General features: G+C 66.9%; 13 protein-coding genes and 4 pseudogenes. 10 read left to right on the top strand and 7 right to left on the bottom strand.

The window, feature by feature from the left end; genetic code table 11:
* The first annotated feature begins 286 nt into the window (after window positions 1-286).
* The 4 genes from GR168_RS12470 (at window position 287) to GR168_RS12455 (ending at window position 4,192) form a co-directional block, all read left to right on the top strand.
* Window positions 287-1,330 carry an NAD(P)-dependent alcohol dehydrogenase gene (locus GR168_RS12470; protein ID WP_159370874.1) on the top strand — a complete coding sequence of 348 codons (1,044 nt, stop codon included), beginning with the start codon at window positions 287-289 and terminating at the stop codon, window positions 1,328-1,330.
* A 77-nt stretch (window positions 1,331-1,407) separates the two neighbouring features.
* Window positions 1,408-2,133 carry a 1-acyl-sn-glycerol-3-phosphate acyltransferase gene (locus GR168_RS12465; RefSeq protein WP_159370873.1) on the top strand — a complete coding sequence of 242 codons (726 nt, stop codon included), beginning with the start codon at window positions 1,408-1,410 and terminating at the stop codon, window positions 2,131-2,133.
* A gap of 69 nt (window positions 2,134-2,202) precedes the next feature.
* Window positions 2,203-3,294 (top strand): YihY/virulence factor BrkB family protein, encoded by a 1,092-nt coding sequence (locus GR168_RS12460; protein WP_137809410.1) that lies wholly within the window; start codon window positions 2,203-2,205, stop codon window positions 3,292-3,294.
* A gap of 79 nt (window positions 3,295-3,373) precedes the next feature.
* Entirely contained in the window at window positions 3,374-4,192 is an 819-nt protein-coding gene (locus tag GR168_RS12455) for a DUF1206 domain-containing protein (RefSeq protein WP_078113861.1), read from the top strand.
* A 29-nt stretch (window positions 4,193-4,221) separates the two neighbouring features.
* Here the strand turns inward: GR168_RS12455 and GR168_RS12450 are convergent, their stop codons facing one another.
* From GR168_RS12450 to GR168_RS12435, 4 genes and pseudogenes are all read right to left on the bottom strand, one after another.
* Entirely contained in the window at window positions 4,222-5,706 is a 1,485-nt protein-coding gene (locus GR168_RS12450) for an NAD(P)/FAD-dependent oxidoreductase (protein ID WP_159370872.1), read from the bottom strand.
* Window positions 5,707-5,790: 84 nt separating this feature from the next.
* Window positions 5,791-6,231 carry a DUF1622 domain-containing protein gene (locus tag GR168_RS12445; protein ID WP_159370871.1) on the bottom strand — a complete coding sequence of 147 codons (441 nt, stop codon included), beginning with the start codon at window positions 6,229-6,231 and terminating at the stop codon, window positions 5,791-5,793.
* Window positions 6,232-6,276: 45 nt separating this feature from the next.
* A pseudogene (locus GR168_RS12440) lies at window positions 6,277-7,810 on the bottom strand (thiamine pyrophosphate-dependent enzyme).
* A gap of 120 nt (window positions 7,811-7,930) precedes the next feature.
* A complete protein-coding gene (locus tag GR168_RS12435) occupies window positions 7,931-8,725 on the bottom strand; it encodes a PfkB family carbohydrate kinase (RefSeq protein ID WP_078113858.1) in 795 nt (264 codons plus the stop codon).
* Between the two features lie 190 nt (window positions 8,726-8,915).
* Between GR168_RS12435 and GR168_RS12430 the strand changes: the two are divergent.
* The 6 genes and pseudogenes from GR168_RS12430 to GR168_RS12405 form a co-directional block, all read left to right on the top strand.
* Window positions 8,916-9,232 (top strand): annotated as a pseudogene (locus GR168_RS12430) (glutathione-dependent formaldehyde dehydrogenase); the annotation flags it as partial.
* A gap of 56 nt (window positions 9,233-9,288) precedes the next feature.
* A pseudogene (locus tag GR168_RS12425) lies at window positions 9,289-9,777 on the top strand (hypothetical protein); the annotation flags it as partial.
* 8 nt (window positions 9,778-9,785) lie between these two features.
* Window positions 9,786-10,128: pseudogene (locus GR168_RS12420) on the top strand (uracil-DNA glycosylase family protein).
* Between the two features lie 129 nt (window positions 10,129-10,257).
* On the top strand, window positions 10,258-10,695 hold the full coding sequence (locus GR168_RS12415; protein WP_068972504.1) for a nuclear transport factor 2 family protein: 438 nt from the start codon (window positions 10,258-10,260) through the stop codon (window positions 10,693-10,695).
* Window positions 10,696-10,901: 206 nt separating this feature from the next.
* Window positions 10,902-12,236 (top strand): NAD(P)H-binding protein, encoded by a 1,335-nt coding sequence (locus GR168_RS12410; protein ID WP_159370870.1) that lies wholly within the window; start codon window positions 10,902-10,904, stop codon window positions 12,234-12,236.
* A 135-nt stretch (window positions 12,237-12,371) separates the two neighbouring features.
* Window positions 12,372-13,385, top strand: coding sequence for a YihY/virulence factor BrkB family protein (locus GR168_RS12405; RefSeq protein ID WP_065630030.1), 1,014 nt, complete (start codon window positions 12,372-12,374; stop codon window positions 13,383-13,385).
* Window positions 13,386-13,424: 39 nt separating this feature from the next.
* Here the strand turns inward: GR168_RS12405 and GR168_RS12400 are convergent, their stop codons facing one another.
* From GR168_RS12400 to GR168_RS12390, 3 genes are all read right to left on the bottom strand, one after another.
* Window positions 13,425-13,745 (bottom strand): SMR family transporter, encoded by a 321-nt coding sequence (locus tag GR168_RS12400; RefSeq protein ID WP_137809426.1) that lies wholly within the window; start codon window positions 13,743-13,745, stop codon window positions 13,425-13,427.
* A gap of 2 nt (window positions 13,746-13,747) precedes the next feature.
* Window positions 13,748-14,104, bottom strand: coding sequence for an SMR family transporter (locus GR168_RS12395; protein ID WP_065629989.1), 357 nt, complete (start codon window positions 14,102-14,104; stop codon window positions 13,748-13,750).
* 121 nt (window positions 14,105-14,225) lie between these two features.
* Window positions 14,226-14,690, bottom strand: a complete 465-nt coding sequence (locus GR168_RS12390) for a DoxX family protein (protein WP_137809427.1) — start codon at window positions 14,688-14,690, stop codon at window positions 14,226-14,228.
* Between the last annotated feature and the right edge of the window lie 5 nt (window positions 14,691-14,695).

Raw genomic sequence — 14,695 nt, 5'->3', positions numbered from 1 at the left:
CCGGTCCACCCGTACTCCAGAATGTACCCGGTCCTCCTCCGCCTCCGGCTCTTGTCTCGGCTGACCGACTCTGCCACAGGATGTTTGACGCACCCGTCGGCACGCCTGACACGCTGCGACATCGAACTCCGTGGTCCGTCCCGGCTCTGATCGGCTTGTCCACCTATGCCGCGGTTCAGCAGGAATTCGCGTCTGGTTTCCCGCCGACGTATGCGCGTATCGCCATACGCGGGTAGACCGGAGGGCGGGAGAGCACGCAAACGACTCGAACCGAGAGGTGTCCGGCATGAAAGCCATCCAGATCGTCAAGCCAGGAAGTCCGCCCGAGCTCCGCGAGGTCGACAAGCCGACACCCGGCCCCGGCCAGGTGTTGTTGAAGGTGACTGCCGCCGGTGCGTGCCATTCCGACGATTTCGTGCTCAACATGCCCGCCGAGGGTTTTCCCTATCCGTTACCCATGACGCTCGGGCACGAGGGAGCCGGTGTGGTCGCCGAGATCGGCAGTGGTGTGACGTCGCTGACCGAGGGAACCGCGGTGGCGGTCTACGGCCCCTGGGGTTGCGGGACCTGTCACTTCTGCTCACGTGGGTTCGAGAACTACTGCAGTCGTGCGGCCGAACTCGGCATCACTCCACCCGGGCTCGGCAACGAAGGTGCGATGGCCGACTACATGATCGTCGACGACGCCCGGCACCTCGTTCCGCTCGACGACCTCGACCCGATCGCAGCGGTGCCGCTCACCGACGCGGGGCTCACGCCGTATCACGCGATCAAACCGTCGCTGCCGAAGCTCGTCGGCGGCACCACGGCCGTCGTCATCGGTGCGGGCGGATTGGGGCACATCGGGATTCAGCTGTTGCGCCATCTGACCCCGGCGCGCATCATCGCCCTCGACCTCAGCGAGGACAAGCTAGCGTTCGCACGCGAGGTGGGCGCCCATGAGACCGTTCTCAGCGATGCCGACGCCGTGGCGAATGTCCGGAAGATCACCGGAAACGACGGCGCCACCGCGGTATTCGACTTCGTCGGCTTGCAGCCGACCATCGACACCGCGATGGGAATCGTCGGCACATTGGGCGACGTCGTGATCGTCGGCATCGGTGACGGTGTCGCCGCGGCGAAGGTCGGCTTCTTCACCCAGCCCTACGAGGTGTCGGTCCGGGCGCCGTACTGGGGTGCGCGGCACGAACTGATCGAGGTCCTCGACCTCGCGCGCGACGGTGTCCTGGAGGTCGCCGTCGAGAAGTTCTCCCTCGACGACGGGCTCGAGGCCTACCGTCGGTTGGCCTCGAACGAACTGCGTGGCCGGGCGGTCGTCGTCCCCGACTGACCTCGGAGCTACCCGGGCTGTCATGCGGAGTCCCGTTGCGGCACCGCGGCGCCGCAACCTACGGTACCGTAACTTAGGTGAAGGTCGAGCTGTCCGAGGCACAGGCGGTATACGAGCACTACCGGACCCATCAGCAGGACCGCGCCCGGGCGCGAATGATGTACGCGGTGCTCGCCGCCCGAATCCGGCCGGTCGTGCGCTTTCGTTCGCGGGAGGCGATCGTCCGCGCCGTGCGCAGCGGGGCTCCGCTGCTCATTGCGGCGAATCATGTCTCCGAGCGCGACCCGTTGGTCCTCGCAGCTGCGGGCTTCCGGTCACCGCTGCGGCGCCGGATAGGCAGCCTGCGTGTCCTCGCGAAGGACGAGCTGTTCCAAGACGCGGATCAGCGGAAGAAGATCGACACTCTGGGCGGAATCCCGGTGTTTCGCAGCAAGGACCACGGAGTGCGAGCTGCGGCCGACGCCGGGCGTCAGATGATCGCCGTCTGCGTCGAACGAATGGCACGCGGGGACAGCATCGCGGTGTTTCCTGAGGGGACCTGCAACGAGGGCGACCCGACGGAGGTTCAGCGGCTCGGCACCGGGATCGGCCACATCGCCCATCGAGCCCTGCGAGACGGTGTCGGACTGTGGTTGGTCTCCGCCGGGATCGCCTACCCGGCCGGTGGTGGCCGGCCCGTTGTCGCTCTGGGTGAACCGGTGGACCTCGGCGCCCGTCGAGACGACACACCCGCCGCCGTGACCCGCTGGATCCAGCGAGATCTGCAGGGGGCGGTCGACGACGCCTGCGGCCACGTGCGCTGACCCCACAGGTGACGGGTGCGCCGACGTCGGCCGGGTTTGGCTTGCGTGTTCGCCGGTTAAGCGCAGGGGATGAAACGAGATGACGCCGCTGAACGAGCGGACAAGGATCCGGCCTCAGCTGAACCGGACGTTCGCGACGACCCCGAATCGGCCGACCCCGATGATCCGCGCAAGCCGGACTCCCCCACTGACCTGACCAAGCCGTCCCTCCTCTTCGTGCTGAAGAAGACCGCGCGGGAGTTCTCGCGCGATCAGTGCACCGATCTGGCAGCGGCGCTCACCTATTACTCCGTGCTCTCGCTGTTCCCGGCGCTGCTCGCGCTGGTCTCGCTGCTCGGTGTGTTCGGCCAGGGCGAGAAGACGACCGACGCCGTCCTGCAGATGGTCGACGACCTCGGACCGTCGTCGGCCGTGGACACGTTGCGGGGCCCCGTCGAACAACTCGTGGCCGCCCCCAGCGCCGGTTTCGCCCTCGTACTCGGTCTGCTCGGCGCGCTCTGGTCCGCGTCGGGTTACGTGGGGGCGTTCGGACGCGCGATGAACCGGATGTACGAGATCGACGAAGGCCGTCCCATCTGGAAGCTGCGGCCGATCATGCTGCTCGTGACCCTCGTAGCACTCGTGCTCGCCGCTGCCGTGGCACTGATGCTGGCCGTCAGCGGACCGATCGCGAAATCGATCGGAGACGCCATCGGTTTCGGCGAGACCGCGCTGACCGTCTGGAACATCGTTCGATGGCCCATCCTCCTGCTGTTCGTGATCCTGATCGTCGCCATCTTGTACTGGGCGACCCCGAACGTGCAGCAGCCGAAGTTCCGGTGGATCAGCGCCGGTGCGGTGCTGGCCATCGTCACCTGGATCGTCGCGTCGGCGGCATTTGCGCTGTACGTCTCGAACTTCGGCAGCTACAACAAGACCTACGGCGCACTCGCGGGAGTCATCGTCTTCCTGCTGTGGCTGTGGCTGACGAACCTCGCGCTGCTGTTCGGGGCCGAGTTCGACTCCGAACTCGAACGTGGCCGACAGCTACAGGCGGGGATGCCGGCCGAAGAGCACCTGCAACTGCCGCCTCGGGACACCACGGCGTCGGACAAGAACGACGAGAAGGACCAGAAGTACATCGAACAGGCTCGGGCCCTTCGTAACTCGCAGGGGAAGTGAGCGACCGGCCGGCACCCCGTAACGTCAGTGGAACCGGCGGGGCACCAGCTCGGTCGAACGGCGGAAGGAACGTGGCGCGATGAGCCGCAATCAAGTGACCGGCGCGGTCGACCGCGCCACCGACAGCCCTTGGTTCGAACGCTTGGCGCGTGCCGGCCACGCCGTCAGCGGCCTGCTCCATCTGCTGATCGCCTACATCATCCTGCGCCTCGCCTTCGGTGGGGGCGGGAACGCCGACCAGTCGGGTGCGTTGGGGATCTTCGCCGACTCGTCCGGCGGCCGCGTCGTCCTGTGGGTGGCCGCGGTCGCGTTCGCAGCACTGGCGCTGTGGCGACTCGCCGAGGCCGTCGTCGGACCCCACGCCACCGAACCGGGCGAGGACAGTGATGGCGCCGAGCAGTGGTTCGATCGCGGAAAAGCGTTGTCGCTCGCCGTGGTCTACGTCGGGTTCGCCTGGTCGGCAATACGTTTCGCGACCGGCCAAGGGAAGTCGAGTGGTCAGGAGAACGCCGGACTGACAGCGCGACTCCTGCAGTCCGGTGGCGGGAAGTTCGTCCTCGTCGCGGCCGGCCTGATCATCATCGGCGTCGGCGTCTACCACGTCTACAAGGGAGCCAGCCGGTCGTTCCTCGACGATCTCAAGATCTCCGACGACAAGGCGGCGACAATCGCGGGCGTGATCGGTTACTGCGGCAAGGGTGTCGTTCTGGCCGGCACCGGCATCCTGGTCATCGTGGCTGTTGCGACTGCCGATCCGTCGAAGGCCACGGGGATCGACGGCGCGGTCAAGACACTGGCCGGCCTGCCCGCCGGGCAGGTGCTGATGATCCTGGCCGCGGTGGGTATCGCGGCCTACGGCGTCTACTGCTACTGGCTGGTGCGGTTCGCGCGGATGTGACTCAGCCGCCGTCCGGCGAGTCGTCACCGCTACCCGACCGTCGACCGCACCCGCTCCCCCGCCCGCGCGAATCGGACGTTGTCGTCGGCGACGTCACCACGGAACAATTTGCGGTCGGCGTAGTAGCTCATCGACATCACCCAGGGCTCCTCAGCTCCCTGCTTGGGCAGGGTGTCGAGGGCTCGTTGGACGTAGCCGGCCCCGAAGTCGAGCAGTGGCCGAGTCGGCATATCGGGGTCCGCGACCGCCCACACACTGTCGTATCCGTGAGAATCCATGTGCGCCAGAAGTTTGCAGAAGTATTCGCACAACAGTCCGATCTTGAGGGTCCACGACGCATTGGTGTAACCGATCGCCAGCGCGAAGTTCGGCACACCGGACAGCATCATCCCGCGGTAGACGACGGTGTCGGGAAGGGACACCGGTTCACCGTCGACGCTCAGCTCGATGCCGCCGATGATCTTGATGTTGAGCCCGGTCGCGGTGACGACGATGTCGGCCTCGAGTTCCTCCCCGCCCACTGTCCGGATGCCGTTCTCGGTGAAGGTGTTGACCCGGTCGGTGACGATCGAGGCCTTCCCGGAGCGGATGGCCCGGAACAGGTCGGCGTCGGGCACCACACACAGCCGCTGGTCCCAGGGGTTGTACGGGGGATTGAAATGCGTGTCCACCGGATAGTCCTCGGGCAGCTGAGATTCGTTGATCTTGCGGATCAGCCGACGAGCGACCGATGGGAATCGCTGGCACAGTTCGAAGAGCAACCGCTGCTGCGCGACGTTCTTGTGTCGGGTCAATGCGTATCCGCGTTCGGTGCCGAACACTTTCTTGAGGGTGTTGGCGATGGCGTCCTCGCGGGGCAGCGGGAGGATGTAGGTCGGTGTGCGCTGGAGCATGGTCACGTGCGCGGCCTGTCCCGCCATCGCGGGAAGCAGTGTGACCGCCGTTGCGCCGCTGCCGATGACCACGACCCGCTTGCCCGCGTAATCGAGGTCCTCGGGCCAGTGCTGCGGATGCACGATCTCGCCACGGAAGGTCTTGGTGCCGGCGAACTCCGGCGCGAACCCCGCGTCGTAGTCGTAGTAGCCCGAGCCACAGAAGATCCATCGCGCACTGATCTGGCTTCGCGTTCCGGTGTCGGTGTGTTCGACGTCGACCGTCCACCGCGCGGTGTCCGACGACCACACGGCCGCCACCACACGATGCCCATACCGGACCAGCGGAGCGAGATCGTTCTCGTCGATCGTCTCGTGGAGGTAATCGAGGATTCGCGGGGCGTCGGCGATCGCCTGTCGATCGGTCCAGGGCTTGAAGTCGTACCCGAAGGTGTGCAGGTCCGAGTCGGACCGAATCCCCGGGTAGCGGAACAGGTCCCACGTACCGCCGGCGGTATTCCGGGCCTCGAGAATCGCGATCGACTTGCCAGGGTGTTCGGTTCGCACCCAGCGGGCGGCACCGATGCCGGAGATCCCGGCACCGACGATGAGGACATCGACTTCGTCTGGGATCGTTGTCACCCGGCACTCCTTCGGTCGGTCTGTCGGTGATCGGCATCCAGGATGACTCGCCGGTCGTTGTCGGCGCCAGACCGGGTGGCGACACTACCCGTCGACGCGTCGCGCGGTGCTTTCGGTTGTCGGTCGCGCAGCTGCTGCGTCGTTCGCGACCGCTGCACCGAGCAGTTGTCCACCGCTGGTCAGCAACGCTCGACGCCACGGCGCCACGCCCTCGATCTCGATCTGGATGGACATCGACAACACGGTACGGATGAGCACGATGAGCCCGAGGATGAGCGCATCCTCGATCGACGGTTTGGACGTGATGGTGCGGATGAGATCCGCCGCGACCAGGACTTCCAGCCCCAGGAGAATGGCTGCTCCGAGTGTGTTGCGCAGTACCGAGAAGGCAGTGTTGCCACCCTCTCCCCGACGGAGCGAACGTGCGCCCAGCACGCACGCGATGATCGCTCCCACGATCATCGCGAAGGCTCCGACTGCCTCGAACCCGACCGCTACCGCTGTGAAGAGTTCCTCACCGCTCATGCGGTGGAGAGTACGGGACCGGGGCGCAGCCGGTGTCCCGTGTAGTCAGTCGTTGTCGGACTGCCGTCCGGGTAGGAACTGGCGGATTCCCTGTCTGGCTGCGTTCTTGGCGACGGCCCATGCATCGTCGTCACCCTTGACCAGCGCCTCGCCGAGGGCGAGGACCTGCTCGCGGGTCGCGTGCGGCGGGACGGGAGGCACCGTCGGGTCGCAACGCACGTCGAGCAACGCCGGTCGATCGGCGGCCAGGGCGGTGTCCCATGCGGTACCGAGACCATCCGGGTCGTCGACGTTGATCCCGACGAGTCCGATCCCCCGCGCGAAGGCCGCGTAGTCGACGTCGGGGAGTTCCTGTGAGGCGGCGAATTCGGCGATCCTGACATCGCGCGCTGTTCCCACGTGACCTGGTTCAGGTCGTTGTTGTGCAACACCACGACGACGAGCCGCGGATCCGTCCACTGCTGCCAGTAGTGCGCCACGGTGATCATCTCGGCCAGGCCGTTCATCTGCATCGCACCGTCGCCCTTGAAGGCGACCGCGGGCCGGTCGGGGTGCGCCCACTTGGCGCCGATGGCATACGGCACCGCCGGCCCCATCGTGGCCAGCGTCCCGGACAGCGACCCCCTCATCTCGTCGCGGAAGACGATGTGCCGTGCGTACCAGTTGGCGGCACTGCCCGAATCCGCGGTGATGATGCAATTCGACGGGGCGCGTGGCGAGAACTCGTGAAAGACGCGCATCGGATTGACCGGATCCGCGTCGGTCATCGCCTGGCCGGCCGCATTCGTCCACCAGCGCTCGACGTCGGCTTCGACCTTGTCGCGCCACGAGCGGTCGGTCTTGGGTTCGAGCAGCGGGATGAGAGCTTGCAGCGTGGCGCGTGCGTCGCCGACGACATTGAGCTCGTTCGGGTAGCGCATGCCGATCACCTCGGGTGAATGGTCGATCTGCACTCCCCTGGCCTGTCCGAACGACGGAAGGAACTGCGAGTACGGGAAATTCGATCCGACGGTCAGCAGGGTGTCGCAGCCGGTCATCAATCGATGGCTGGCAGTCGTGCCGAGCAGGCCGATGGATCCCGTGACCCACGGCAGCGTGTCGGGGAGGACATCTCGCCCGAGAAGGGCTTTCGCGCAACCGGCGCCGAGGATGTCCGCAACCGTGATGAGCTCAGGCGCACATCCCCGTGCGCCCTGGCCGACCAGCATCGCGACTCGCTCCCCGGAGTTGAGGATCTCGGCGGCTCGCGCGACCGCGTCCGGGTCCGGCACGGGGGTCGCCGACGTGACCCCGAGGCTGGACGGGACCTGCTTGAAGGCCTGCTGTGGTGGCTCGTAGGTCAGGTCGAGAACATCCGAGGGAAAGATCAGGGCCGTCGGCGCGCGTTCGGCGAGCGCGATCCGACGGCTTGGAACGCGCTCATCTCCTCGTGGCGCGACTGCACGAACTGCGGATCGTTCTCCGCGCGAACCCAGGCCGACAGCAGGCCGTTGATGCCGTCGCCGGGGTAGCCGAAAACCTGCCGGACCCCCCACTCCCGAAGGCGTTGCAGCACGATGTCGGCGACGGTCTCGGACATGGGTTCTCCTCGGGACGACGTCCCGGACGGTGACGGAGACCGCCGGGCTGTCGCTCGACTACCCGGGGAGAAGCCCGCCGACACCCGACGGGCTGGGCCGACCGAGCACTAGCCCGTGGGTCACCTCGATCCGTGCCACACGGCGTCGAACGGTGCGTTCGAGGCGAGACGGCCGACGATGCCGTCGTGGGTGAACTGCTTGGCGGTCCGGATCGCGTCGAGGACCCCTGCGCCCTTGGTGAGTTCGGCGGTGGTGGCGGCCGCGAACACGCAGCCGGCTCCGGAGACCCGCTCGTCGCCCACCTTCGGGGCACGCAGGACGGTGACCTCGGAGCCGTCGAAGACGACGTCGATCGCCTCCTCGCCGGGGAGTCCGACCCCGCCCTTCACGACGACGACCTTCGGCCCGAGATCATGGATTCGCCGCGCCGCCTCGGCGAGGTCGTCGGTGGACGTCAGTTCGTCCATGCCGGCCAAGGTCGCGGCCTCGAACAGATTGGGGGTCACCACGGTGGCCAGCGGCAAGATCTCGGAGCGGAGGGCGTTGTCGGTGTCGAGTGCGGCGCCGGGCTCCTGACCCTTGCAGATCAGCACCGGGTCGACGACGACATCTCGCCACTGTCGGGAGCCGAGCGCCTGCGCGACCGTGGAGATGGTGGCCGGGGTGCCCAGCATGCCGATCTTCACGACCTCGGGTTCGTGCGCGGCAGTGGCCACCTCGATCTGATCGGCGATCACCCCGGAGTCGATCGGTACGAACCGATGGGACCACTCGTTGTTCGGGTCGAAGGACACGATGCAGGTGATGGTCCCGACACCATAGGTACCCAGCTGTGCGAAGGTGCGCAGGTCGGCCTGGATGCCCGCTCCCCCGCTGGCCTCCGAACCGGCGATCACATAAGACACCATTGACATCGACGATCTCCTCCCGAGGACTGTCCTGGATTCGGGTTCCTTTTCTACACCCCCGCGCGTGACACCGGTCTGCGCGCACCGCGCCGCCGGCGCGGTTAGTACCGCATTTGTGGGGTACCCGAACGCGCATGAGTCCAGACACGATGTGCGCGATGGTCTACCGCGGCCCCGCGGCCAAGTTTTAGCTGCAGGCGGGTCACCGATCGCCCTCAACTGGGCCATCGATGCGGTCCGCAAAGGCGGCACCGTTTCGGTCATGGGTGCGTACGGACCGATGTTCAGCGCGGTCATGTTCGGCGACGCCATAAACAAGGGACTCACCCCGGACATCACCCAGTGCCCGGTCAAACGGCAGTGGCCGAGACTGTTCGGCCACATCCGCAACGGCTATTTCACACATTGTCACGCATCGAATTCCGCTTCGAGCACATCGCTGAGGGCTACCGCATCTTCTCCGAGGAGCTCGACGACTGCATCAAGCCCATCATCGTTGCCGACGCCGGCTGAGGAGGACCCGTGCCCGCTTTCCCGCAGACCGCCCCCACGACCCCGACACCGCCGCACTGGTCGACCGCATACCCGGATGGGGCGTCGACCTGGATCCCGCAAACCGCCCCGCGGTTCCGCGCGAACTGCCCGTCGAACCGGCCCCGGGCGTCCACTGGACCGTCCCCGAAGACCAGCCCGAGCGTCAGCCCCGCGAGCGATCGAACGAACATGCCTTTCTGCCACCGGTTTTCGGCACGTCCACGCCGCCGCGCGGGCTGTCCGGGGTGATCCGACGCTCCGCGTCCCGCTACAGCGAGGGGCGCGCGGCGCATTGGCTGATCCTGCTGGGCGCCGATCGCGTGGCGTCCATCGAGGCGCACCTCGCGTCGTTCGCGACCGGTCGGCCCGACAACCCGGTGACCGAGACGGGCATCCGGTCCGAACTCTCCCACCACGGATGGTCGTCCCGCCGTGGCCGGAAACGCGTCGACGGCAACCACTCCCGGTTCGACCCGTTGCTGGTGGGCGGGCCGCGGGTGATCACCGGGGCCGCGGCGGGTGTCGCGGTGGGGTGGGCGCGCCCGGTTCGACGATCATGTTCATCGGCGAACAGCCCGGTGACCAGAAGGATCGTGCCGACGAACCGTTCGTCGGTCCGGCCGGCCGCTGTCGTGTGTCTGGGTGCCACGGCCGCACAGGCCTTGCTGGGCACCAACTTCCGGCTCACCCGACACCGTGGCGAGCGCTTCGATCTCGGCGCCGACGGAGACCTCGGCCCCGACCATTCCGAGTCCGTGGTGGCGACCGTGCACCCGTCGTCGATTCTCCGCGGACCCACGGATCAGCGCGAGCGGGCCTTCGACGCCTTCGTCGCCGACCTCCGCGTCGTCCGCGACCTCGCAGCATCGACCTGACTTGCGGCACCCGCTCCGGTGCGGTTTCGCTGACAAGCGTCTGGACTGGTGTCTATAGTCGGCGGCGACGGCCGGTCTCGGCGCTGCCACGACGGGCTGCCCGTACAGATACCGGTGGACGGGAGAACGATGGACCTGCAGGAGATCAGCGACCGGTTCGGCATCGCGGACACGTTGTACCGGTACTCACGAGCGGTCGACACCAAGGACTGGGAACTCTGGCGCTCGGTGTTCACCCCGGAGGCGGTGGTCGACTACTCGTCGACGCCCTACGGTCAGGCGGGCACTCGGGACGAGATCGCCGCGTGGCTGGAGGAGAGTTTCGCGTTCGTGTCGGTGAGTCAGCACTTCATCACCAACATCGAGTACACGTTCGACGGAGACCGGGCCGACGTGCGCGCCATGTTCTACAACCCGATGCGTTTCGTCGGCATGCCCGAACTCAGCACCTGCGGCGGCAACTACCACCATTCGATGGTCCGGACCGCGGAGGGCTGGAAGAGCGCGGGCCTCCTGGAAGAGTGCCTGTGGTTCGAGAATTCGCCGGCGGACGCAAACGACAGCTGACGGCCAGACCTGGACTCGACCGCCAGACTTCGATCGAGGTCCGGCCGTCGAATTCAGGTCTGGTGGTCTGAGTTCGGTGTCGGCCAAACGTGCCGTTATCGAATCGTGGCCACGGAGAACGATCCGGCACCGACCGCGCCGAGGCTACGGCGCCGAGCGGCTTCGCTCCCTAGCCTGGGAGGCACACCCGAGAGCGGAGGAGTCAGGTGGACGAGTCGCGAACCTGTCTGGTCACCGGAGCGACCGGTTACGTCGGCGGCCGATTGGCGCCCCGGCTGTTGGCACGCGGGCACCGTGTGCGCGCACTGGCGCGGACACCGGAGAAGCTCGCCGACGCACCGTGGTTGTCTGATCCGACGGCCGAGGTGATCCGGGGTGATCTGTCTGATCGCGATTCGCTGGTCAAGGCCTTCGCGGGTGTGGATGTCGTCTACCACCTGGTCCACTCGATGAGCACCGACGCGGACTTCGCGGCCGAAGAGCGGCGTGCCGCGGAGAATGTGGTGGCCGCGGCTCAGCAGAACGGCGTGTCGCGCATCGTCTACCTCGGCGGTCTCCATCCGTCGGGCACCGACCTGTCCGAACATCTGGCCTCACGCGCCGAGGTCGGCGACATCCTCATCGACTCACCGATCGAGACCATCGCGTTGCAGGCCGGGACGCTGATCGGCTCGGGGTCGGCCTCGTTCGAACTCATCCGGCACCTCACCGAGCGACTGCCCGCGATGACGACGCCGCGGTGGGTGCACAACAAGATCCAACCGATCGCGGTCGACGACGCCCTGCACTACCTTGTGGAAGCCGCCACCGCCGCCGTCCCGTCGTCGAGGACCTGGGACATCGGCGGTCCCGACGTCCTCGAATACGGCGACATGATGCAGGTGTATGCCGAGGTCGCGGGTCTTCGACCTCGAATCATGGTGGTACTGCCGTATCTCACGCCTGCGCTGGCGAGCCGCTGGGTAAGGTTCGTCACGCCGATCCGCGGCAAGATCGCTCGACCGCTGATCGAGTCCCTCGAATGCGACGCCGTCTGTCGCGACCGGGCCGTCGACGCGATCATCGATCGTCCGAAAGGGGGGTTGACCTCCTACTCGGAGGCGGTTGCCCACACGCTCGAACGCTCGGCGCGCGGCGATGGCCGTGCCTCGTGGGCCAACGCGTCCGTAGACGTGTCGCCGGCCGAACCTCTTCCCACCGATCCACGGTGGGCCGGTGAGGAGATGTTCGAATCGGAGACCCGGGTCAGTGAGCGCGCGAGTAGTGCGACGGTCTGGGAGCGGCTCGAGCGGGATGCGCGGCACCGCGGTGAGATCGTGCTCGCGCAACGACCGGATCGACTTCGTATTCGTCTGCGCGACAACCGATTCGGCAGATCGTATCGCGACTACCGCCTCCAGGCCGCGGACGACGCGGACGGGTCGGTGACGGTCACGACCACCGAACGCTACTTCCCGCGCGGGCTGGCGGGGCTGGCCTATTGGCGTCTGGGAACACCCTTCCGCGCCCTCGGCACCCCGGGTTTCGATCCGTTCCGGTGAACCCCCGATCCGATGACGTGTCCCGAATCGACTCGTGCTCGGGTTAAATTCGGCACCACCGTGGTAACTCCCGGTGAACGACTCGTTCAACGGAACGGGGAACAGGCACGGGCCGGCGAGGAGAAGGATGATCGGGTGTCGTTGACCGAGAGGGTCGACCGTTTTCAGCGGCGTCATCCGGCGACCGGCTTCCCGCTTGCCGTCATCTACAAGTTCGTCGACGATCAGGGCGCCTACCTGGCCGCGCTCTGTGCCTATTACGCGTTCATCTCGTTGTTTCCGCTGTTACTGCTGTTCGCGACCGTGCTGGGGATCGTCCTGGCCGACAACCCCGACCTCCAAGACCGCATCTTGGACTCGGCGATGAGCCAGATCCCGGTGATCGGTGGGCAGTTGGGCGAACCCGAGAAGCTCAGCGGCGGGGCCACCGCCATCATCATCGGGGTTGTCGTGTCGCTGTACGGAGGCCTCGGAGTGGCCGTCGCCGCCCAGAACGCGATGAACACGATCTGGGCAGTGCCGCGCAACGAGCGTCCCGACCCGATCTTCGCCCGTTTGCGTGGCCTCCTGTTGTTGTCCACGATCGGTGTTGCGGTCATCGGCCTGACCGTCGTCAACGGCGTCTCGGCTGCCTTCGAACTCGGCATCGTCGGACGCTGGCTGGCGATCCTCGGATCGGTGGCGTTGAGCACGCTGGTGTTCACCGTGGCTTTTCGGATCGGCACGGCGCGCGACGTGTCGATCCGGGACGTACTGCCGGGCGCCTTCGGGGCGGCGGTCTGCTGGCAGGTCATCCAGACCTTCGGCGCGGTCTATGTGCAGCACGTCATCGGTAACGCCAGCTCCACCAACGGCGTCTTCGCGATCGTGTTGGGCCTGCTCGCCTTCCTCTACGTGTCGTCGATCGTGATCGTCATCTGTCTCGAGACCAACGCGGTTCGCGTCGACCGGCTCTATCCACGTTCGCTGCTCACCCCGTTCACCGACAACGTCAGTCTGACGAAGGGCGACGAGGCGGCGTACTCGGCGCAGGTTCTCGCGCAGCGCAACAAGGGTTTTCAGGAGATCGACGTCTCCTTCGACAACCCGCGTGACGTCGAGTCCGGCGCTGAGGTGGACCAGCGCTCCCCCGGTCCAGAACGCGGCTGACAGTCGGCGCTCGCGGCGCGACATCAGCGACGCCGGAACTCAGTGCAGCGCGCCCAATTCGACGAGCAGCACACCGACGATGATCACCCCGATGCCGGCGACCATGCGTCGGTTGAGGCGTTCGCGGAACAGGAAGTGTGCGGCGACGGCCGTGGCTGCGACCCCGGCCGCCGCCCAGATGCCGTACGCCACACCGAGGGGCACGCCGTGCCGCAGCCCGAGGGTCAACGCGACGAACGCCGTCAGATACCCGAGGACGACGACTCCGTAGAAGGTCGGTCGACCGGTCGCGGCGGCACGCAGCGCGAGGGTCCCGGTGACCTCGGCGACGATGGCGGCGACGATGAAGACATATCCCACGGTCAGACCCCCGAAGCGGCGGAGTCGGCGCCCTCGTCGACGGGTGGCCGGTGGCCGGTCTCGACGAGGAGAACCCCGATCATGATGCACACGATGCCGATTCCCATCAGGAATCCGAAGGGCTCGTCGAATATCCAGGTCGCCAGTACCGCGGTAAGTGCGACGCCCGACGCCGACCAGATGCCGTAGGCCACGCCGATGCCCATGCCGCGCTTCAGGACTGCGGCCAGGAGTATGAACGCGAACGTGTAACCGACGGCGACCACCGCGTACAGCATCGGTTCGGTCTGTGAACCCTTGAGTGACAACGTCGCCGCGACCTCCGAGGCGATCGCCGCGATCAGCATCAGCCAGGTCATATCTCTCATTCCACTCGACGCCCTACTGGGACTGTAGGCGAGGACCGCGGACAGCGAACGCCCCGGTCCGCAGGGTGGGCGGACCGGGGCGCATGAACCGGGCGCCGGTAGCGGAGCGGGGTCAGCGCGAGGTGCCGACCAGGTCGCGCGACCGGGTGTCGTCGGCGGCGAGCCAGCGGACCTTCGACCCCAGCACGGCGTCCACGCTGAAACGTCCGGCGCCGATCACGGCCAGCAGCAGTGCGCCGGCACCGAGGGCGAGCACGAACTCGTAACCACCGTCGGAGACCCAGATGCCGTTGTCGACGTGTGCGATGAACAGCGCGCAGATCATGTCCAGCGTGAACAGGGCGGCGACGATCGGGGTCAGCAGCCCGACGATCAGGGCGATGCCACCGAGGATTTCGAGCCACGTGACGACGAACGCCGAGAAGGACGCGGCCGGAACACCCATCATGTCGAACCCGGTCTGCGGTCCCGTCCAGCCGTTCTGCTGGAACTTCTGCAGGCCGTGGGCCAGGAAGATGACGCCGAGAGCGACGCGTCCGATGAGGATGCCCGCACTGCGGACGATGGGGTTGGTCATGACTG

The organism is Gordonia sp. JH63, assembly GCF_009856645.1.
Classification (GTDB): domain Bacteria; phylum Actinomycetota; class Actinomycetes; order Mycobacteriales; family Mycobacteriaceae; genus Gordonia; species Gordonia hongkongensis.
The sequence above is the reverse complement of the archived record's forward strand: the minus strand, read 5'-3'. Positions and strand labels throughout refer to the sequence as shown.